Genomic DNA, 19,190 nt, shown 5'->3' with positions numbered 1-19,190 from the left:
GGCACACTAATTGAAGGTTTCGAATCGACCGCCGTACGCGACTCGTCCGCACGCGGCCGGGCGACACGCTTAAGTCGATGTACTGATTTGGGCATTACAAGACAACTACGTACATTGGTGTTCACTATGCAGGACTACGTCGAACGAGTCACGGACGGGCAGGATCTCACGCAAGCGGACGCTCGAGCGGCCTCGACGGCCGTTTTCGAGGACGCGACGGAGGCACAGATCGGCGCGCTGCTGGCTGCGCTGCGAGCGAAAGGCGAGACCGAAGCCGAGATCGCCGGCTTCGCGGAGGGGATGCGTGATGCGGCCCGAACGATCTCGCCGGACCGGGCGCCGCTGGTCGATACCTGTGGCACCGGCGGGGACGACTACGACACGATCAACGTCTCGACGACGAGCGCGATCGTCGCCGGCGGGGCCGGGGTTCCGGTCGCCAAGCACGGCAACTACTCCGTCTCCTCCTCGTCGGGCAGCGCGGACGTCCTGGAGGAAGTCGGCGTCGACGTCGAGGCCGAGCCCCCGGCCGTCGAAGAAGCCATCGAGGAGGACGGTATCGGGTTCATGCTCGCGCCGGTCTTCCACCCGGCGATGAAGGCCGTCATCGGTCCACGCAAGGAACTGGGGATGCGGACGATCTTCAACGTCCTCGGGCCGCTGACCAACCCCGCAGGCGCGGACGCACAGGTCGTCGGCGTCTACGATCCCGACCTCGTTCCGGTCCTCGCGGACGCCTTGGCTCGAATGGACGTCGAGCGCGCGCTGGTCGTCCACGGCGCGGGCACCGACGAGATCGGGATCCACGGCGAGACCGTCGCCGCCGAAGTCGACGGCGAGTCGGTCGAGGAGTACACCCTCGAGCCGGCCGATCTCGGCCTCACTGAACACGACATCGCGGACATTTCGGGCGGCTCGCCCGAGGAAAACGCCGCGGACATGCGCGGGATCGTCGAGGGCGACGTGACCGGCGCGAAACGCGACGTCATCCTCGCGAACGCGGGCGCGGCGATCTACGTCGCCGGCGAGGCCGACTCGCTCGAGGCCGGCGCGGACGCGGCCCGCGAGGCCATCGAGTCGGGCGCGGCCGCCGAGAAACTCGACCAGTTACGCGGCGTCACGGCCCAGCCGACCGGGGACCGATGACCCGGGTCAAGATCTGCGGCCTGACTGATGAGACCGACCTCGAGGCGGCGATCGACGCGGGCGCGGACGCGGTCGGCATCATCTGTGACGTCTCGGTCGACACGCCCCGTGAGGTCTCGATCGAGCGGGCGACGGCGCTGGCGGCGGCGACCCCGCCGTTCGTCACGAGCGTCCTCGTGACGATGCCCGACGGGCCGGCGGACGCGATCGAACTGGTCGAGGAGATCGAGCCCGACGCGATCCAGATCCACAGTGACATCCGACCCGGCGACCTCGCGTACCTGCGCGCGAACCTCGAGGCGGAACTGCTGCTCGCGGTCGATGCCGACGACGCCGCGACCGCCGAGACCTACGACGAGATCGTCGACGGACTGCTCGTCGACACGGGCAGCGCCGAGGGCGGCGGTGGGACCGGCCGCACCCACGACTGGGACCGGACCCACACCGCCACGGCCGACCTCGAGTCGCCACTGATCCTCGCCGGAGGGCTCACCCCCGAGAACGTCGGTGACGCGGTCCGGACCGTCGCGCCCTTCGCCGTCGACGTCGCCAGCGGCGTCGAGGAGCGGGGCGGGGTCAAAGACCACGAGGCCGTTCGCTCGTTCGTCGACCGAGCCAAGACCGCCCGCAAGCGGGCGGAGCCCGACGCGTGACTCCCATGCCCGATCCCAAACCCACCCCCACCGACCGGTTCTCGTTCGATCTCGATCGGGAGGCGTTCTGTGAATACGCCGGCTCGAGTGCCGACCGGGACGACCGACCGGCCGTCGTCCGGACCGTCGCGACCCTCGAGGGCGAGACGACGCCGCTCGCGGCCTACGCCGCGCTCACCGGCCGCTCCGAGGCGAGCGACCGGGAACGCTCACCCTACGCCTTCCTCCTCGAGAGCGCGGGGAAGACCGCCTCGAGCGATCCCGACGGTGCGTTCCGGCCGAGTTCCGCCGACGCCGAGCGCCACGCGCGCTACTCCTACGTCGGCTACGACCCCGAGGCCGTCGTGACGGTCGAATCCGGCGAGGCGACCGTGGAGGCCCTGACCGACGAGGCACCGCTCGATACCATCGACACCGATGCCGAGGGCGACACCGTCGACGCGCTCCGGGCCGCGATGCCCGACGTTCGCCTCGAGAACGTGCCCGATCACGACCGCCAGCATCTCGAGGGCGGGCTGGTCGGCTTCCTGGCCTACGAGGCCGTCTACGACCTCTGGCTCGAGGAAGTCGGCTACGAGCGGCCCGATTCGCGGTTTCCCGACGCGCAGTTCCTCCTGACGACGAAGACCCTGACCTTCGACGAGCGCGACGGGACGATCTCGCTGGTCTGTACGCCCGTTCTCGAGGCCGACGACGACCCCGACGCGGTCTACGACGCGCTCGTCGCGGAAGCCGCCGAGGTGGCGGCGACGCTGTGTGCGGCCGAACCGCCCGAGACCGGCGGCTTCGTCCGCGACGAGGAGAACGCCGGGCCGAAAGCCGCCTACGAGGACAGCGTCCGTGCGGCCAAGGAACACGTCCTCGACGGCGATATCTATCAGGGCGTGATCTCCCGCACGCGGGAACTCTACGGTGACATCGATCCGCTCGGCTTCTACGAGGCGATGCGCGAGGTCAACCCCTCGCCGTACATGTATCTGCTCGACCACGACGATCTGACCGTCGTCGGGGCCAGTCCCGAGACCTTGCTCTCGGTGCGCGGTCGCGAGGTCATGTCGAACCCCATCGCCGGCACCTGCGACCGGGGCTCGAGCCCCGTCGAGGACCGCCGGCTCGCGGGGGAGATGCTGGCCGACGGCAAGGAACGCGCCGAACACACGATGCTGGTCGACCTCGCGCGCAACGACGTGCGCCGCGTCTCGGAACCGGGCTCGGTCCGAGTCGACGAGTTCATGAACGTCCTCAAGTACAGCCACGTCCAGCACATCGAGTCGACGGTGACCGGCCGGCTCGCCGCGGACTCGGACGCGTTCGACGCGACGCGGGCCTCGTTCCCCGCCGGGACGCTGTCGGGCGCGCCGAAGGTCCGCGCGATGGAGATCATCGACGACCTCGAGTCCGAGCCCCGCGGGCTCTACGGCGGCGGCGTCGGCTACTACTCGTGGTCCGGCGACGCGGACTTCGCGATCGTGATTCGGACGGCGACCGTGGAAACCGAGGACGAGCAGGATCGAATCACCGTGCAGGCGGGCGCGGGACTGGTCGCCGACAGCGACCCCGCCGCCGAGTACGAGGAGACCGAACAGAAGATGGGGGGCGTCCTCGCGGCCCTCGAAGAGATCGAACTCCCAGCCGCGGAGCAGCCGTCGGACGGCGAACCCGACGCGACGCCGGAGGTGAGCCGATGAGCGCGACGGCGGCGGACGACCGCGACGCGGCGGGCCGCGACGGCGAGACGGAGCCGCTGACGGTGCTGTTCGTCGACAACTACGACTCATTCACCTACAACCTCGTCGAGTACGTCAGCCAGCAGGCCGGCACCGAGACCGCAGTTCTGAAAAACACCGCGTCGCTCGCGGACGTCCGCGCGGTCGACCCCGATGCGATCGTCATCAGCCCCGGCCCCGGGCATCCGAAGAACGACCGCGACGTGGGCGTCACGATGGACGTCCTCCGGGAGATCAGCCCCGAGGTACCGACCCTGGGGGTCTGTCTCGGCCTCGAGGCCGCCGTCTACGAGTACGGCGGCAGCGTCGGCCGCGCGCCGGAGCCGATCCACGGCAAGGCCTCCGCGGTCGACCACGATGGTGAGGGCGTCTTTGCGGGCTTAGAGCAGGGATTCCGTGCGGGCAGGTACCACTCGCTGGTCGCGACCGACGTGCCGGACTGTCTCGACGTGACGGCGACCGCGGAACACGGCTCGGAGACGCTCGTTATGGGCGTGCGCCATGCGGAATACCCCCTCGAGTGCGTGCAGTTCCACCCCGAGAGCGTCCTCACGGCCGTCGGGCACGACGTGATCGAGAACTTCCTCGCGTTCGCGAAGGAGTGAGGGCGGCGAAAAGGGGGCGTCTCAGAAGAACGGGAGGAAGCCCAGGTCGGTGAAGCCGGTGGCGTACAGCGCCGCCAGCACGACGGCGGCGACGATGCCGATACGGACGGCCAGTTTGATTGCGATCTTGATCGCGACGACGGCGACGGCGAATGCGGCAAGCGCCGCCAGGACCAGGAGGATCGTCGGTCCCGAAGTCAGTGCTTCGATCATGTACGACCCCCCGCACTGGAGGGACGTAATCTTTCTGGAAGTCGTGACTGCCAGTCGCCGATGACTGACTCGCTCGAGCGATCGTTCGGCGCGTCGGACTGTGAGGTCATGAAAGAGAAAACCACCGGAGGGAACCGTGATCACGTCGCAGACAGTCACTTTCAGTCCGGTCTGAAAATGGTTAAGACGGTCGGCCACGTAGGTTCGAGCGACCACGGCAGCGGCCGTTTCACCGGTCGTCTGCTGACCGAACACGACAAGGTGACAGAGACATCTATACAACCTAATTTGTATTACTACAAGAACGGTAGGACTACAACACCACGTTTTATGATGGATGGATGAATACCGAACCTTCGTCACGAATGATGCAAGTCAGGACCCGGACCCACGCCACGATCGACGTACTGCAGCGAGGTAGCGACGAGGTGACGCGCGCATGAGCGACGCCGAGCTCTCCGCGGAAGAGTTGACGCTCCCGATCAAGCGCACCGAGGGGGAAACCCTCGAGGAGCGGTTGACCGACAACGCCTATCACGACATTCTGCCGGCCCGCTATCTCCGCAAGAACGCCGACGGCAACCTCATCGAGGCCCAGGAGGATCTCTTCGACCGCGTCGGCAAGAACATCGCGCTGGCCGAGGCCGTCTACGAAGCCGAAAACCGCGATACTGAGATTACGGTTACGCCCGACCAGCTCAAGCCCGACCACCCGCGACGGGACGAACTCGCCGCCGAGGTGTTCGGCGCGGGCACCACCGCCGAGGACGATGCCGAAGCCACGCTGTCTATCTACAACGTCAACAAGTTCGCCTACGACACCGTCGTCCCCGAACTCCCCGACGAGATCCGCGACCACGTCGAGGACATCGCCGACGAGTTCCAGGGCATGATGGAAAACCTGGATTTCATGCCGAACTCGCCGACCCTGATGAACGCCGGTGACGAACTCCAGCAGCTCTCGGCGTGTTTCGTCGACTCCCCCGAGGACGACATCGACGATATCCACCAGACCGCCAAGGAAGCCGCACAGGTCTTCCAGAGCGGCGGCGGGATGGGCTATGCCTTCTGGCGGCTCCGGCCCTACGGCGACGCGGTCGGCTCGACCGGCGGCATCGCCAGCGGCCCGATCACGTTCATGCGAACGTACGACCAGATGTGCGAGACGATCGCCCAGGGCGGCGCCCGCCGCGGCGCACAGATGGGCGTCATGCGCGTCTCCCACCCGGACGTCATCCAGTTCATCCACGCCAAGAACAAGGACGTCTCGCTGGCCGAGACGCTGCGGCTGAACGACCCCGACGACTACACGCACACCTCCTTCCAGGACGCCTTGGAGGAGGCCCGCGAACTCATCGACGACGACGGACGAGTCCCCAAGCACCTCCGGAACGCGGTCGAGGGTCACCTCTCGAACTTCAACATCTCCGTCGGCATCACCGACGACTTCATGGACGCCGTCAAGAACGGCGAGGAGTTCACGTTCACCAACCCCCGAACGGGCGAACCCCACATCGCCACGGCCGAGACGAAGGAACTCTACGGGATGTTCGGCCTCGGCGACCACGTCGAGGTCGGCGAAGAGCTGTCGATCCCGGCCGAAGAACTCTGGGACGACATCGTCGAGGGTGCCCACGAGAACGGCGAACCCGGCGTCGTCTACCTCGAGCGGATCAACAAACAGCACTCCTTCGACGTCGAGAAACACCCCGACCACCGCATCCTCGCGACCAACCCCTGCGGCGAGCAGCCCTTAGAGGAGTACGAGGCCTGTAACCTCGGGCACATCAACCTCTCGACGCTCGCCGATCTGGAGGCCCCCGACTGGCGCGTCTGGTACGACGACCACGGCGACGAGTACGAGTCGCGAGCCGAGGCCGTCGATGCCTTCCTCGAGGAGGCGATCGACTTCGAGGAGTTCGACCGCCGCATCGAGATGGGCACGCGGTTCCTCGAGAACGTCGTCACGATGAGCGACTTCCCAGTCGAGAAGATCGAGCAGAAGGTCCGGGAGATGCGCAAGATCGGCCTGGGCATCATGGGCCTGGCACAGCTGTACATCCAGCTCGGCATGGAGTACGGCAGCAAAACCTCCAACGAGGTCGCGCGCCAGCTGATGCGCCACATTAACCATACCTCGAAGTGGACCTCCCACGAACTCGCCGAAGAACGGGGCAGCTTCGACGAGTGGGACAACTCCAAGTACGCGAACCCGACCGAGTACCGCGAGTGGTTCGAGAAGCAGACCGGCCTCGACGCCGACGACTGGGAAGACGGCTTCGCCATCCGGAACCACAACACGACGACCATCGCACCGACCGGCACGACCTCGATGGTCGGCAACACCACCGGCGGCTGTGAGCCGATCTACAACGTCGCCTACTACAAGAACGTCTCCGACGACGTCCAGGGCGACGAGATGTTGGTCGAGTTCGACGATTACTTCCTCCGCGTTCTCGAGGACAACGACATCGACGTCGACGCGGTCAAAGAAGAGGCCAAAGAGCAGATGGCCACTAACCAGTTCGACGGGGTCGAGGGACTCTCGACGGTGCCCGACGCCATCGGCGAACTGTTCGTCACGACCGGCGACCTCTCGGCGAAGGAACACGCCGGCGTCCAGGTCGCCTGTCAGGAAGGCGTCGACTCCGCGATCTCGAAGACGGTCAACGCGCCAAACGACTCCACGCTCGAGGACGCCAAGGACGTGTTCGAGTACATCTACGAACACGGCGGCAAGGGCGTCACCTACTACCGCGACGGCACCCGCAGCAAGCAGGTGCTGACCACCCGCGCCGACAACGCCGACTTCGCCGACGAGACCGAGGCCGCACAGGCCCTCGTCGAGCAGATCGACGAGATCTTCGGCGGCCTAACGGCGTTCCTCGAGAGCGAGGAAGTCCAGGACGTCCTCGAGGCGGACGTCGGCGGACTCCTCGACGAGGACGGCGAGCCCGTCCAGGTCGACTTCACCGAGAAGCGCGAGCGGCCCGACGCCCTGCAGGGCGTCAGCCAGCGCATCGACACCGGCTACGGGAAGATCTACGTGACGATCAACGAGGATCCCGAGACCGGTCAGCCGTTCGAGCTGTTCGCCAACATCGGCCATTCGGGTGGCTTCACCAACTCCTTCACCGAGGCGCTGGCGAAGGTCATCTCGACCTCGCTGCGCTCCGGTGTCGACCCCGAGGAGATCGTCGACGAACTCTGTGGGACCCGGTCGCCGAAAGTCGCCTGGGACAAGGGCGAACAGATTCAGTCCATTCCGGACGCCATCGGCACCGCGATGCGCCGGTACCTCGAGGGTGAGATCGACAAGCCGTATCCGAAACAGCAGACCCTTGAGGAGTCGGCCGACGCCGAGGTCTACGACGGGCCGAAGACCGACGGCGGGGCGGCCGCCGCGTCCGCGGACGCCGACGACACGACCCAGGACCTCATCGAGGCCGGCGAGTCGCCGGAGTGTCCCGACTGCGGTTCGATGTCGCTGTACTTCTCCGAAGGCTGCAAGACCTGCGAGTCCTGTGGCTGGAGCGAGTGCTGAGCGCTAACTGAGGGTTTGGTTCCGTTTTCGCGGTCGTTTTTTCGGGACAGCGGACGGGAGCGTCACCGCAAACACCACACTTAGCACCGGCCGGCGCGAACGGCGTCGTATGACTGCCGACGCTGGGGACGGCTCCGCCGGTGGTAGGGAGACGGCGGCCTCGAGCGACGGTACCGGCGCGCCACGGTGTCCCCACTGCGAAGCCCCGATGTACAAGCGCCACTGCAAGTACGCCTGCCCCCAACACGGGGTCATCATCGACTGTAGCGACCCCTTCCGCTGAGCCGTTCTCGTTATTTCGAGCCGAACGCCCGACTCGAGACGCAACTCCCGGCGATGAGCGAGTCGCTGCTCGAGAGCGAGTAGCGACGAGCAGCGGTGGGCTGTTCGTTCAGTTGTCCGTCGACTGGCCGTTTCCCGTTCGGAGCGGGTCTCGCGATCGGAGCGTGCGGTAGGCGGGCCTGGCGAGTAAGAGACAGGCCGCGAGAAGGCCGGCCAGCGAAACTGCCAGCCCGGCGTCGCCGATCCCGCCCGCCGTCGCCGTCGCCGCGGAGGCCCCGACGACGACCGCAGCGATCGTCCATGGGAGTTCGCCGACCGCCGTGCCGACGAGAAACCACCGGAGCGAAACGTCGCTGACCGCCGCGGCACACGTCGCCACGTCCGACGGGATCGGGGCCAGCCGCGAGGCGACGACGCCCCGAAGCGGACCCGCGGTCTCGTAGTAACGACCGACGGCGTCGCCGGCGCGCTCGAGGAGTCCGTCCTCGTCCCACCCGTTCGACGCCGTGGTGACATCCTCGGTCGACTCGTCGCCAGCGAGCCAGCCGACGGCGACAAAGATCGGCAGGACGGTGACGACGACGCCTGCGAGTGCGACCGGAACGCCGACGGCGACACCGTACCCGTAGCCGACGACGGCCGCGAGCGGCGTGGTCGGCCACGCGAGCAGGGGCCGCACGAGATAGAGCCCGGCGACGACGAGGCCGAAGGAAAGCGGATCGGCGGCGAGCGAGTCGACGGCCCCGATTGCCGTCGACGGCGAGACGAGCAGACCCGCTGCGACCATGCCGCTGGCCACGACAGCACCTGCGAGCGCACGTGTTCGTCCCGACTGCATCGATCTGAGATTTCGCTCGAGCGTTGAAACCTTTGTGTCTCGCGGGGCGCGACGAGAACTGCCGCACGTGTTCGCGGCCGTGGCGTCTCGGTCGGGGAGTAGTCCGCAAACCTGTCACGCGGGACCGTCGTCCGCGTGTGATCCGGCCGCAGTCGCCGATCCAAAGGAAAGGGCTTTTATAATCACACTGGATACCATTGAGTGCAGACAGAGACCGCGAGCGTGGGTAGCCAAGCCAGGCCAACGGCGCAGCGTTGAGGGCGCTGTCCCGTAGGGGTCCGCCGGTTCGAATCCGGTCCCACGCATCGCACAGGTGGCTGAGCTCCACCCCAAACCGATGCAGGTGATTTCCCTTCGTGGACATCACCCACGCATAATCCTTTCCGACGCTACACCGACGAGCGACAGCAGTACGGCGCCGATGTGACGTGTTCTCGAGGAGAGCGGCGACAGCGCTATGAGCGGTTCTACTCGGCTCGATGACAGCGTTCGATACCGGGTTCGGTGTCAAACGCCGTCGTGGCTGTCGCGGAAGGTAACCGCTTTCCCGCTTCGCTCGAACGATCGCACATGGAATACGTCCCTCGAGAGCGCGTGCGCCTGCTCACCGGCGTGTTGAGCGTCGTGTCGCTAGCGGTGGTCTTCGCGGCCGCCGGCGGCCGGATCCCTGCCTCGAGCGTGCCCGCCGCCCCGGAGTGGGTCATCGATGTGATTCCGGCGGTCAACGCCGTGATCAGTGCGGTCGCGATCGGGACGATCGCGGTCGGCTGGCGGGCGATCCGCCGCGGTGCGATCGGCCGGCATCGAGTCGCGATGCTGTCGTCGTTCGGGCTGTTCGCGACGTTTCTCGCGCTCTATCTCTATCGACTGACGGTGATGGGCGGACCGTCGGACTTCCCGGGGCCGGCGACGATCGAGCAGTTCGTCTACCTGCCGCTGCTGGCGATTCACATCCTGCTGGCGATCGTCTGTATCCCGCTGCTGTACTACGTCCTCCTGCTTGCGGCCTCGCGGCCGGTCGCGGAGATCCCGGCGACGAGCCACGCCCGGATCGGCCGCGTCGCGGCGTCGCTGTGGCTGGTCTCGTTCTCGCTGGGGATCGTCGTCTTCGTGTTACTCCACGTGGTCTACTGACCGGGTCGGATTCAGTCCAGAATGTCACCGACGCGTCGTGGCTCACCCTGCAGGTTCGGCTGTTCGGCGACGATCTGTAACACCTCGTGGTCGGTCACGTCGTAGTAGGACTTCTCGGTGGCTTCCTCGATCAGGTCCTTCTCGAGACGGAACTCGGTGCCTTCGTAGACGACGTCGACGCCCTCGTCGTCGAATGCGAGCGTAGTCATGGCCGAGAGTACGCAGCGGGGGTGTAAAAGCGAGGCGACTGGTCGCGACGGCCGAGCGCCGGGACCGGCAGACGGGCGTCCGACGGACGACTGACGACGCGCGAGGTTTATTAGGTGGTGCCCCCTTTGGGCCCGAGTGTGGCCTTCAGCAGGGACCCGCTCGACGAACTCGTCGTTCCCGACGGGACGGAAGCCCAAGAGCGCGACCTCGTTACCGACGGGGACGTCCTCGTCGGGGCCCGCTCGACCGTCGGGTTCGGCGTGCGCGGCCGGAACGTGCTGGCCGGCGAGTCCGCCGAGTTCGGCGGCGCGATCGAGGCCGACGGCGACTGCCGACTCGACATGTGGTGTGACGTCGCCGAGAACGTCCTGGTCGGCGAGGACGCCTACGTCGGCGAGCGCGTTCACATCGGCGGCAGGCTCAAAGTCGCCGGCGATCTCGACATCGGCGACGACGTCGAGATCGACGAGGGGTTCGAAGCCAACGGCTGGATCGTCATCCGGAACCCGATGCCGACGATCGTCTTCCTGTTCGTCTATCTCAAGCACTTGCTGTTGATCGGTGAGGAAGACACCGCCCAGCGGCTCGTGTCCGAACTCGTCGAGGACGACGACGGCGACTCCGAGGCCGAACCGCTGGTGATCCCCCGGAACGCGACCGTCGGCGACGACGCTTGGCGCGTCTCGACGCCCGCGACGATCGGCGACGACTGCCGACTCCACGGCAACGTCCGTGCCGAACGGATCGCCGTCGGCACGGACTGCAACATTTTCGGGAGCCTCCGTGCGCGCGGCGACATCACCGTCGGCGAGGGGACCCGCATCCACGGCGACGTGACCACGCGCGAGGGCGACGTCGACGTCGCCGCCGACGCGCGGGTCCTCGGTGACGTCGTCTGTGCGGACCTCGAACTCGGCCCCGACGCCGAGATCGACGGGACGATCCGCGCTGACGGCGAGATCACGATGCGGACGACCGAGCGCGATCGCGAATGAAGCGGACGGCCGATCGCTCCTCGCAGTACTGATTGTCTCCGCTCGAGCGGACGCTACGGACGGAACCTCGGAGCGTCTCGACGGGCGGCCGACAGCGCCGACCCGCCGATCAGCGCTCTCTATCGGCGATTTTCACCCCTATTCTTAATACTGATACTATGATAGAAGGCCACAGCCATGTCAACAATGGTCATATACCGACGGGGGTATTCATGCGATCGATCGTACTGACGAAAGGCGTCCCCGACTTCTCCGAGGGGGCCGTCTCGTTCGACGAGGAGGGCCACTTAGAGCGGGGGAAGACGCCGACGGTGATGAACCCCAACGACGAGTTCGCGCTGCAGGCCGCGCTCCAGACGAAGATCCGCCACGGCGGCCACGTCAGCGGGATGAGCATGGGGCCGCCGGGGTATGCCGAGGTCCTGCAGGGGGCGATGGAGACGGTCTACACCGACGACAGCTACCTGCTGTCCGACCGTGAGCTTGCAGCCTCCGACACGTGGGCGACGGCGATCACGCTCTCGGCCGGCCTCGAGACCTACCAGGAGGAAGTCGCCGACATCGACATCGTCTTCGCGGGGTTCAAGACGGCCGACGGAGAGACCGGCCAGACCGGCCCACAGACCTGCTGGGCGATGGACTGGCCGATCGTCACCCACGTCGTCGCGCTCGACATCGATCCCGACGAGCGGATCCTGCGCGCGAAGCGACTCGTCGAGGGCGACGTCGACGAGATCGAGACGGTCGAAGCGCCCCTGCCGTGTTTCGTCGTCACCGATCCCGAGTTCGAGCCGACCTACCGGACGGCGTCCCAGCGGTTGACCCGCAAGCGGCTCCGGGCCAAGACCGAGGAGCGGGCCGCCGACCACGAGGAGTCCCTGACGACGTGGGACCACGCCGACCTGAACCTCGATCCCGACTACATCGGGCTCGACGGCTCGCCGACGATCGTCTCCTCGGTGGATCCGATCCCCAAAGCACCCTCCGAGCGCGAGGCGACGATGCTCGATCCCGACGCCGGCGACGGCATGGGCGAGGTACTCGAGGAGATCCAACCCTACGCCGCGGAGGCGGGTGATTGAGATGCCGGCCATCGATCCGGACGACCACACGGTAGCGGAACTGACCGACGAACTCGAGACCGTCGACGACGCGGACGAGCTACGGGCGCTCCTCGAGGCCGAGCGGGCTGGTCAGGATCGCGACACGGCCCGCGACGCGGTCCACGGCCGGCTCGAGGCGGTCGGGGCCGAGAGCGACGGCGTCGAGGCGGGCGCCGAGCCGGAAGACGAGTCGGACGCCGAATCCGACGACGCAGAGACGGATGCCGACGAACCCGAGACCGAGGCCGAGGAAGACGACGGCCTCTCCCACCCCACCCGCGACAAGCGACACGTCCGAGCGCTCGCGGACGGCGACTACGCCGACATGTGGGTGTTCTGTGAGACCCAGGGCGGCGAGTTGCTCGAGGTCTCGACGGAGATGCTGGGGAAGGCCCGCGAACTGATGGACGACTTCGCGGACGAGTACGGTGACGAGGAGCGGGTCGTCGCGTTCCTGATGGGCGAGGACTGCGAGGGACTGGCCGAGGAGTCGATCGCCTACGGGGCCGACGTGGCGGTCTATCACGACGACCACAGGTTGGAACGGTTCCTACACAAGCCCTACACCGAGATCGCCTCACACATGGCCCGCGGCGAGGGCTCGATCGAGAGTACCGACTGGCGCGACTACGACAAGCCCCGGTACGTCCTGTTCCCGGCGACGAACAACGGCCGCGACCTCTCGGCGAAGGTCCAGGCCGAACTCGACTCCGGGCTGGCCTCGGACTGTTCGGACCTCTTCATCGAGGAGAACGAGGTCTCGAACCCGGTCAAGACCGGCGAACCGGGCGTCAAGAAGACCTTCGAGAAAGTCCTGCACATGAAGCGGCCGGACTTCTCGGGCTTCGAGTACTCGACGATCCTCTGTCTCGACAACCCCGGTCGGGAGTTTCACCCACAGGGTTGTTCGGTCATTCCGGGCAGCTTCGAGCCCATGGAGCCCGACCACGACCGCAACGGGCTCGTCGTCGAACACGACATGGAACTGGACGATGACTGGTTCCGCGTCGAGATCACCGAGTACGATCAACTCGAGGCCGGGATCGATCTCACGGGCCACGACGTGATGGTCTGTCTCGGGCGCGGGATCGCGGACGATCCGACCCGCGGGATGGAACTGGGGCTCGAGCTGGTCGACGCCTTCGCGGACGCCGAACTCGGCATCACGCGGGGCATCGTCACTTCCTCCTACGAGTTCGAGGGCCACGTCGAGAGCTACGCGACGGAAGAACGCCAGATCGGCGAAACCGGCCAGGTCGTCGCGCCGGACGTCTACATCGCGGCCGGCGTGTCGGGCGCGGTCCAGCACAAGGTCGGCATGGACGAGTCCGACACCATCGTCGCCGTCAACACCGACACCGACGCCCGGATCCGGGACTTCTCGGACTACTTCATCGAAGGCGACCTCTTCGAGGTACTGCCGCGCCTGACCGAGGCCGTCGAGGCCGGTGAGACGGCGCTCGAGGCCGAAGCCGTCGCCGACGGGGGTGAGGACGATGACTGACGAGTACGAACACTACGAGGCGATCGTCGTCGGCTGTGGCCCCGGTGGGGCCGCGGCCGCGGCGCGGCTGGCCGACCACGGCGTCGAGACGCTCGTCTTGGAGCGCGGCACCGAGGCGGGCTCGAAGAACGTCTCCGGCGGCCTGATTTACGGCGAGGAGTCCGCCCCCTACACGCTCGCGGACCTCTTCGATGGCTTCCGCGAAGAAGCGACCGAACGGCCGGTGACGGACTACTACATCCACAACGTGGCCGGTAACAAGGTCAAAACGTACGATCTGACCGACCTCCACGAACACGACACCGACTGGTGTGACGCCGTCCTCCGCCGGGAGATGGACTCGTGGCTCGAGCGCCGCGTCCACGAGAAGACAAGCGAGACGGGCGGCGGCGTGCTGACGAACGTCCGAGTGAACGGCCTGCTCGAAGACGACGGCGAGATCGTCGGCGTCACCTGCGACGAACTCGAGCCGATCACGGCCGACCTGATCGTCGCGGCCGACGGCGTCAACTCCGAACTCGCCCGCGAGGCTGGCCTGATGGACTGGGAGGAGCCCGAGGAGTGGTTCCAGGGGGTCAAGGCCGTCGTCGACGTCGATCCCGACGCGATCGACGACCGCTTCGATATCGGTCCCGACGAGGGCGCTGCCCACCTGTTTTCCGGCGATCTCTTCGACGACGTCCGGGGCGGTGGCTTCCTGTATACCAACGAGGATTCGCTCTCGATCGGGACCGTCTTCCACCTCGATAGCCTCCTCGAGCGGGAGGCCGAACCGCACGAACTGCTCGACGCGTTGCTCACGCATCCGCTGCTCGCCGGCTGGTTCGGCAACGAGTACGACGAACGCGAGTACGCGGCGAAACTCGTCCCCGACTCGAAGAAGGCCGCCCACCGGGAGCCGTACCGCGACCGGCTCGTCCTCGTCGGCGACGCCGCCGGCCAGATGCAGGCCCAGGGGCCGATCATCAAGGGGATGAACCACGCCGTCACCGCTGGCGCGCTCGCGGCCGATGCCTTCGCCGTTACTCGGGGCAACGCCGACCCGGCGGCCGCCGGGCGGCGATACACAAAACTGCTCGAGGACTCCGGCACCATGGCCAAGCTCCGGCCCCGCCGGTACGACCTCGCCCGGACCGTCGGCGAGCGCGACGCCGTGACTGGGGCCATCGAGCGGGTCCTCGACTCACCGCTCGGTTCGCTGGCGGTCGGCAATCCGATCGCGGACCGGCTGCTCGAGCGGGCGTACAACTCGCCGTTGCTGGTGTCGATGCTGCCGGATACGAAGACCGGCTACGTCTCCCTGCCGACGCTGATCGCCGAGCAACACGGCAAGACGATCCACTGGGAGAGCGAGATCGAGCCGCCGACGCTCGAGGAGCGCATCGGCGACCTGACCTACGATACCGACGTGGGCAACCCACACATCGAGTTGCTGGATCAGTCGCTCGACGCCAGCGGCGCGGCGGTCACCGCCTGTCCGGTCAGCGCCGAGGACTTCGGCGGCGGCTGCTACCGCTCGGAGGCGGTCAAGACCAACGGCACCGAGGAGACGCTGGTCAGTCTCGACACCCAGCCCTGCGTCGAGTGTGGCACCTGTGCGGTCGTCGCCGACACGGAGTGGGAACACCCCCGCGGTGGCAAGGGCGTCGAATACAGGGAGGGGTGACGTGAGCCGGTACGGACCGCGGATCGCCGCGCTCGCACGCCGGGCCGAGCGCGAGCGGGCGGCGCTCGACGGGGACGACCGTTCCCCGACGGCGTCGAACCGCTCTCCGGCCCCCGGCGATGCCGACGCCTATCTTCGGGATGGCGTGGGCCCGGCCGTCTGGCTCTACGTCGAGGGCCGGACTGGCGGCCGCACGGTCCCGTTTACCGAGGCCGAACTGGCCGCCCTCGAGACCGCGATGAACCGCTGGCTCGAGTGTTATACGCGGTGTCACGGCGTCGACCTTGAGGCGGCGTTTACGGTCCGGGAGGCGGCGGAACTACTGCTCGAGACGCGAAACGTCGTCGACACGGCCCAGTTGCTGACCCGCGTTCCGGAACGCGACCGGGCGTCGCCGCCGACCGGGTAGTGACCCGAGCCAGTACTCCCGAACGGGAGCTATAGTAGCCGCTGAAACGATTCACACACTGATCGCAACGCCGTCGTTCGATCAGGTGTGCAATGACTTTCAGTGGCTACTATAGTCGGGAAACAGCCACAAATCCCGCGCAGACCGGCTCGTATATGAGTCCCACGCAGTAGACGGGTATTCGACTATTCCCGTTGAGCGCAAAGTCAGCCCGATGGCACGAGACGATCGGTTATCCCGACGGCGAATGCTTCAGTTGACAGGTGTCGCGGCTTCGACGGCAGTCGTTGCGGGCTGTGGTGGCGGTGGTAACGGTGACGACGGTAACGGCAACGGTAACGGGGGCGGTGGGGGCGAGACGATCGAACCCGGTACCCAGATCGAGTTCGACGGACAGACGGCCGGCTGGGTCGGTATCGCGCCCGACTCGATCGCTGACGAGGAGAACCCGACGATCACCCTCCAGGAGGGGGAAACCTACGAGATCGGCTGGACGACCGGCGACGGCGCCGAACACAACATCGCGATCTACGACGAGAACGACGAGGTCGTCGACGACCTCGCGACCGAGCGGGTCACCGAACCCGAAGACCAGTGGCTCGAGTTCGAGGCCAGCAGCGAGATGGTCACGTACATCTGTGAGGTCCATCCGACGACGATGGTCGCCGATATCGAAGTCGAAAGCGGCGGCGGTGGCGGCGGTAACGGCGGGGCCGAAAACGAAAGCGAGGGCAACGAGTCGATGGGGAACGAGACGGAGGGCAACGAAACGGACGGTAACGAGTCGATGGAAAACGAGACCGAGAGTAACGAGTCCGAGTAACTCGGTTCTCGAGCGGGGCGTTCAGTAGATGAGTTCGTCGTCGTTCTCGACCATGTACAGCGTCCGCGCAGCGATGTTGACCGTGTGGTCACCGACCCGCTCGAGGTCGCGGATCGTCAACAGGAGTCGGGAGACGTCCTGCAGAATGCGCTCGACCTCCTCGGTCGAGTCGAGTTCGCGCTCGATGAGGTCGCGAACGACGATCTCGCTGGCCCGTTCGGCGAACTCGTCGAGATCGTCGTCGCGGCCGGCGAGTTCCCGACAGCGGTCGGTGTCTTCGGTGTCGTAGGCCATCATCGCGTCCTCGAGCATGTCGAGGGTCAGTTCGCCCATCTCCTGGACGTCGACGTCGGGGAACAGGTCCCGCTCGGCGTCCATGGTGTACTCGCCGAGGTTCGTCGCCAGATCGGCGATCCGCTCCAAGTCGGTGATGATCTTGAACGAGGCGGCGATAAAGCGGAGATCGCTCGCGACCGGCTGCTGCAGCGCGAGCAAGTCGATACAGTCCTGTTCCAGATCGAGATACATCCGGTTGATCTCGCCGTCGCCCTCGATCACTTCCTGTGCGAGGTCCTCGTCTTTCTGTTCTAACGCGTCCAGTCCCATGCGCAGCCGTTCCATGACGACCTCACTCATGTAGAGGACGTCCTCACGGAGTTCCGTGAGCTTCTCCTGGTAGGATTTTCTGGCCATAGTAGTCAAAGCCGGTCCGTCCTTCATAAATACTGTGTGCGAAGTACTGCTACGGGTCGGCGGCTGCCGGTCGCGGAGGCACTGCGACCGGGTCGGCGATCGTGGACGCGTTACCGGAGCCACTCGAGCGGTGTCGCCGGGAAACGAAGTGGCTCCGGGCGTCGGACGTCGTATTTCATCGCGAGCAAGCCGCCGAGGACGACGGTGACCGCGACGGCCGAGACGGCGGCGTTCAGCAGCAGCCAGTCGACTGACGTGCCATACACCGTATCGTCGATGGGGGCAAGCAGCCGGACGCCGCCGCTGACGAGATCGAGCGCGAGATGCGAACTGACACCGAGGACGGCGGCCCGCCAGGGGCCGACGGCCGAGAGGACCCCGATCAGGACGAGGCCGCCGAGCAGCGAGTGGGTCAGCGCCCGGTGGCTCCACAGCGCTCCGTGGACGGCACCGAGTTCGACCAGCGGCCGAAAGAGGAACGTGTCGGCGTCCGGAGCGGCGGCGGCGAGCGCGGCCACGAGGTACGGGGCCCCGCGCCGGGACCGGGCGACTAGCGCGACCAGCGCCAAACTGCACAGGATGTGGACCCCGGTTGCGACCATTCCGCTCGGTACCACACCGTGTGAGACAATAAATAGCATTCTCAGCGCGGAGGACACATTCCCTCGTCTGACGGTGTGTTTCGGCAGGATTACTCGCTCGAGTGAGAGCGGTAGCGTCGGATCGAACGCGGTGAGCAACGGGAAACGCCGTCGTCGACCGGTGACACCGACTATCCGAACTTGCCGGTGATGTAGTCCTCGACGCGCTCGTGTTCGGGGTTCTCGAAGATCTTGTCCGTGTCGTCGAACTCGACGAGTTCGCCGCCGGTCAGGAAGACCGCCGTCTTGTCGGAGATCCGAGCCGCCTGCTGCATGTTGTGCGTGACGATGACGACCGTGTACTCCTCGGCCAGGTCCTCGATCAGGTCCTCGATCTTCGAGGTCGCGACCGGGTCCAGCGCCGAGGCCGGCTCGTCCATCAGGATCACGTCCGGGTCCGGCGCGATGGCCCGCGCGATACAGAGCCGCTGTTGTTGCCCACCCGAGAGGTCCAGCCCGCTCGCGTCCAGTTGGTCCTCGACTTCCTCGAGCAGCGCGGCCCGCTCGAGGGCGGTCCGGACCTTCGCGTCGACGTCGCCGTCGTCTTTCCCCTGAACTTTCAGGCCGTAGGCGACGTTGTCGCGGATCGACTTCGGGAACGGGTTCGGCGACTGGAAGACCATGCCGATCTTCCGGCGCAAGGCGACGGGATCGACGTCATCGTCGTAGACGTTCTTCCCGTCGAAGCGGAGTTCGCCCTCGACGCGGGCGCTGTCGACGAGGTCGTTCATCCGGTTGATACACCGGAGGAACGTCGATTTCCCACAGCCCGACGGGCCGATGACCGCCGTGACCTGCTTTTCGGGGATCTCGATGTCGACGTCGGAGAGCGCCTGTTCCTCCCCGTAGTAGACGTTCAGGTCTCGGGCCTCGAGCAGCGTTCGGTCGGTCGTCGTTTCCCCGCCGGAATCGGCGGTGTCGGTGAGGCCGTCGGTGCCCGGCGTCGGGGCCGGTTGGTCGTCGGTCGGTTCCGTTTCCGAGGAAGTCATCTGTTCGTTAGTCAT

Annotated in this window: 20 protein-coding genes and 1 tRNA gene; 15 read left to right on the top strand and 6 right to left on the bottom strand. The window is 66.6% G+C overall.

Annotated elements, in window-relative coordinates; genetic code table 11:
* Positions 1-126 precede the first annotated feature (126 nt).
* The 4 genes from trpD to trpG are packed head-to-tail and all read left to right on the top strand — an operon-like array spanning position 127 to position 4,131.
* Positions 127-1,146 (top strand): anthranilate phosphoribosyltransferase, encoded by a 1,020-nt coding sequence (trpD, locus tag NP511_RS15920; protein WP_049966257.1) that lies wholly within the window; start codon positions 127-129, stop codon positions 1,144-1,146.
* Positions 1,143-1,799, top strand: a complete 657-nt coding sequence (locus NP511_RS15915) for a phosphoribosylanthranilate isomerase (protein WP_006649334.1) — start codon at positions 1,143-1,145, stop codon at positions 1,797-1,799. Before trpD ends, NP511_RS15915 begins: the two co-directional genes overlap by 4 nt.
* A 5-nt stretch (positions 1,800-1,804) precedes the next feature.
* A complete protein-coding gene (gene trpE / locus NP511_RS15910) occupies positions 1,805-3,487 on the top strand; it encodes an anthranilate synthase component I (RefSeq protein WP_049966256.1) in 1,683 nt (560 codons plus the stop codon).
* Complete coding sequence (gene trpG / locus NP511_RS15905; protein WP_049966255.1) at positions 3,484-4,131, top strand: anthranilate synthase component II; 648 nt, start codon at positions 3,484-3,486, stop codon at positions 4,129-4,131. Before trpE ends, trpG begins: the two co-directional genes overlap by 4 nt.
* A 21-nt stretch (positions 4,132-4,152) precedes the next feature.
* Here trpG and NP511_RS15900 read toward each other — a convergent pair whose 3' ends face one another.
* The gene (locus tag NP511_RS15900; protein WP_006649331.1) at positions 4,153-4,344 is read right to left on the bottom strand and encodes a hypothetical protein; all 192 of its coding nucleotides are present in this window, start codon (positions 4,342-4,344) and stop codon (positions 4,153-4,155) included.
* Between the two features lie 60 nt (positions 4,345-4,404).
* On the opposite strand from NP511_RS15900, the gene NP511_RS15895 reads away from it, so the two are divergent.
* From NP511_RS15895 to NP511_RS15885, 3 genes are all read left to right on the top strand, one after another.
* On the top strand, positions 4,405-4,689 hold the full coding sequence (locus NP511_RS15895; RefSeq protein WP_136396899.1) for a hypothetical protein: 285 nt from the start codon (positions 4,405-4,407) through the stop codon (positions 4,687-4,689).
* Between the two features lie 94 nt (positions 4,690-4,783).
* The gene (locus NP511_RS15890; RefSeq protein ID WP_049966253.1) at positions 4,784-7,888 is read left to right on the top strand and encodes an adenosylcobalamin-dependent ribonucleoside-diphosphate reductase; all 3,105 of its coding nucleotides are present in this window, start codon (positions 4,784-4,786) and stop codon (positions 7,886-7,888) included.
* A gap of 109 nt (positions 7,889-7,997) precedes the next feature.
* Positions 7,998-8,171, top strand: a complete 174-nt coding sequence (locus NP511_RS15885; protein ID WP_162834898.1) for an HVO_2523 family zinc finger protein — start codon at positions 7,998-8,000, stop codon at positions 8,169-8,171.
* Positions 8,172-8,279: 108 nt separating this feature from the next.
* Here the strand turns inward: NP511_RS15885 and NP511_RS15880 are convergent, their stop codons facing one another.
* The gene (locus tag NP511_RS15880) at positions 8,280-9,008 is read right to left on the bottom strand and encodes a TVP38/TMEM64 family protein (RefSeq protein ID WP_233274353.1); all 729 of its coding nucleotides are present in this window, start codon (positions 9,006-9,008) and stop codon (positions 8,280-8,282) included.
* Positions 9,009-9,228: 220 nt separating this feature from the next.
* Here NP511_RS15880 and NP511_RS15875 point away from each other — a divergent pair.
* Both NP511_RS15875 and NP511_RS15870 read left to right on the top strand, forming a co-directional pair.
* Positions 9,229-9,313 (top strand) — tRNA-Leu (locus NP511_RS15875).
* Positions 9,314-9,578: 265 nt separating this feature from the next.
* Positions 9,579-10,142, top strand: a complete 564-nt coding sequence (locus NP511_RS15870; protein ID WP_049966251.1) for a DUF420 domain-containing protein — start codon at positions 9,579-9,581, stop codon at positions 10,140-10,142.
* An 11-nt stretch (positions 10,143-10,153) separates the two neighbouring features.
* Here the strand turns inward: NP511_RS15870 and NP511_RS15865 are convergent, their stop codons facing one another.
* Positions 10,154-10,351, bottom strand: coding sequence for a DUF5800 family protein (locus NP511_RS15865; protein WP_006179753.1), 198 nt, complete (start codon positions 10,349-10,351; stop codon positions 10,154-10,156).
* A 138-nt stretch (positions 10,352-10,489) separates the two neighbouring features.
* On the opposite strand from NP511_RS15865, the gene NP511_RS15860 reads away from it, so the two are divergent.
* The 6 genes from NP511_RS15860 (at position 10,490) to NP511_RS15835 (ending at position 16,852) form a co-directional block, all read left to right on the top strand.
* Positions 10,490-11,347 (top strand): polymer-forming cytoskeletal protein, encoded by an 858-nt coding sequence (locus NP511_RS15860; protein WP_049966250.1) that lies wholly within the window; start codon positions 10,490-10,492, stop codon positions 11,345-11,347.
* A gap of 212 nt (positions 11,348-11,559) precedes the next feature.
* Positions 11,560-12,429: an electron transfer flavoprotein subunit beta/FixA family protein gene (locus NP511_RS15855; RefSeq protein WP_049966249.1), complete on the top strand. Its 870-nt coding sequence runs from the start codon at positions 11,560-11,562 to the stop codon at positions 12,427-12,429.
* 1 nt (position 12,430) lies between these two features.
* Positions 12,431-13,954: an electron transfer flavoprotein subunit alpha/FixB family protein gene (locus NP511_RS15850; RefSeq protein WP_049966248.1), complete on the top strand. Its 1,524-nt coding sequence runs from the start codon at positions 12,431-12,433 to the stop codon at positions 13,952-13,954.
* Positions 13,947-15,620 (top strand): FAD-dependent monooxygenase, encoded by a 1,674-nt coding sequence (locus NP511_RS15845; protein WP_049966247.1) that lies wholly within the window; start codon positions 13,947-13,949, stop codon positions 15,618-15,620. The genes NP511_RS15850 and NP511_RS15845 overlap by 8 nt, the downstream gene beginning before the upstream one ends.
* A 1-nt stretch (position 15,621) precedes the next feature.
* On the top strand, positions 15,622-16,029 hold the full coding sequence (locus NP511_RS15840) for a DUF8055 family protein (protein WP_006649322.1): 408 nt from the start codon (positions 15,622-15,624) through the stop codon (positions 16,027-16,029).
* Between the two features lie 247 nt (positions 16,030-16,276).
* Entirely contained in the window at positions 16,277-16,852 is a 576-nt protein-coding gene (locus tag NP511_RS15835) for a cupredoxin domain-containing protein (RefSeq protein ID WP_049966246.1), read from the top strand.
* 21 nt (positions 16,853-16,873) lie between these two features.
* Here the strand turns inward: NP511_RS15835 and phoU are convergent, their stop codons facing one another.
* The 3 genes from phoU to pstB form a co-directional block, all read right to left on the bottom strand.
* Positions 16,874-17,545, bottom strand: a complete 672-nt coding sequence (gene phoU, locus NP511_RS15830; RefSeq protein ID WP_006649475.1) for a phosphate signaling complex protein PhoU — start codon at positions 17,543-17,545, stop codon at positions 16,874-16,876.
* Between the two features lie 110 nt (positions 17,546-17,655).
* A complete protein-coding gene (locus NP511_RS15825) occupies positions 17,656-18,147 on the bottom strand; it encodes a metal-dependent hydrolase (protein WP_049966245.1) in 492 nt (163 codons plus the stop codon).
* Between the two features lie 170 nt (positions 18,148-18,317).
* A complete protein-coding gene (gene pstB / locus NP511_RS15820) occupies positions 18,318-19,190 on the bottom strand; it encodes a phosphate ABC transporter ATP-binding protein PstB (protein ID WP_049905674.1) in 873 nt (290 codons plus the stop codon).

The organism is Natrinema thermotolerans, from assembly GCF_031165565.1.
Lineage (GTDB): Archaea > Halobacteriota > Halobacteria > Halobacteriales > Natrialbaceae > Natrinema > Natrinema thermotolerans.
Note: the sequence above shows the minus strand (reverse complement) of the source record. Positions and strands in the feature narration are given on the sequence as shown.

Bases quoted from the DNA above. Each gene is read 5' to 3' on its own strand.
- trpD (WP_049966257.1), top strand. From the start codon at position 127: ATGCAGGACTACGTCGAACGAGTCACGGACGGGCAGGATCTCACGCAA.
- NP511_RS15915 (WP_006649334.1), top strand. From the start codon at position 1,143: ATGACCCGGGTCAAGATCTGCGGCCTGACTGATGAGACCGACCTCGAG.
- trpE (WP_049966256.1), top strand. From the start codon at position 1,805: ATGCCCGATCCCAAACCCACCCCCACCGACCGGTTCTCGTTCGATCTC.
- trpG (WP_049966255.1), top strand. From the start codon at position 3,484: ATGAGCGCGACGGCGGCGGACGACCGCGACGCGGCGGGCCGCGACGGC.
- NP511_RS15900 (WP_006649331.1), bottom strand. From the start codon at position 4,344: ATGATCGAAGCACTGACTTCGGGACCGACGATCCTCCTGGTCCTGGCG.
- NP511_RS15895 (WP_136396899.1), top strand. From the start codon at position 4,405: ATGACTGACTCGCTCGAGCGATCGTTCGGCGCGTCGGACTGTGAGGTC.
- NP511_RS15890 (WP_049966253.1), top strand. From the start codon at position 4,784: ATGAGCGACGCCGAGCTCTCCGCGGAAGAGTTGACGCTCCCGATCAAG.
- NP511_RS15885 (WP_162834898.1), top strand. From the start codon at position 7,998: ATGACTGCCGACGCTGGGGACGGCTCCGCCGGTGGTAGGGAGACGGCG.
- NP511_RS15880 (WP_233274353.1), bottom strand. From the start codon at position 9,008: ATGCAGTCGGGACGAACACGTGCGCTCGCAGGTGCTGTCGTGGCCAGC.
- NP511_RS15870 (WP_049966251.1), top strand. From the start codon at position 9,579: ATGGAATACGTCCCTCGAGAGCGCGTGCGCCTGCTCACCGGCGTGTTG.
- NP511_RS15865 (WP_006179753.1), bottom strand. From the start codon at position 10,351: ATGACTACGCTCGCATTCGACGACGAGGGCGTCGACGTCGTCTACGAA.
- NP511_RS15855 (WP_049966249.1), top strand. From the start codon at position 11,560: ATGCGATCGATCGTACTGACGAAAGGCGTCCCCGACTTCTCCGAGGGG.
- NP511_RS15850 (WP_049966248.1), top strand. From the start codon at position 12,431: ATGCCGGCCATCGATCCGGACGACCACACGGTAGCGGAACTGACCGAC.
- NP511_RS15845 (WP_049966247.1), top strand. From the start codon at position 13,947: ATGACTGACGAGTACGAACACTACGAGGCGATCGTCGTCGGCTGTGGC.
- NP511_RS15835 (WP_049966246.1), top strand. From the start codon at position 16,277: ATGCTTCAGTTGACAGGTGTCGCGGCTTCGACGGCAGTCGTTGCGGGC.
- phoU (WP_006649475.1), bottom strand. From the start codon at position 17,545: ATGGCCAGAAAATCCTACCAGGAGAAGCTCACGGAACTCCGTGAGGAC.
- NP511_RS15825 (WP_049966245.1), bottom strand. From the start codon at position 18,147: ATGGTCGCAACCGGGGTCCACATCCTGTGCAGTTTGGCGCTGGTCGCG.
- pstB (WP_049905674.1), bottom strand. From the start codon at position 19,190: ATGACTAACGAACAGATGACTTCCTCGGAAACGGAACCGACCGACGAC.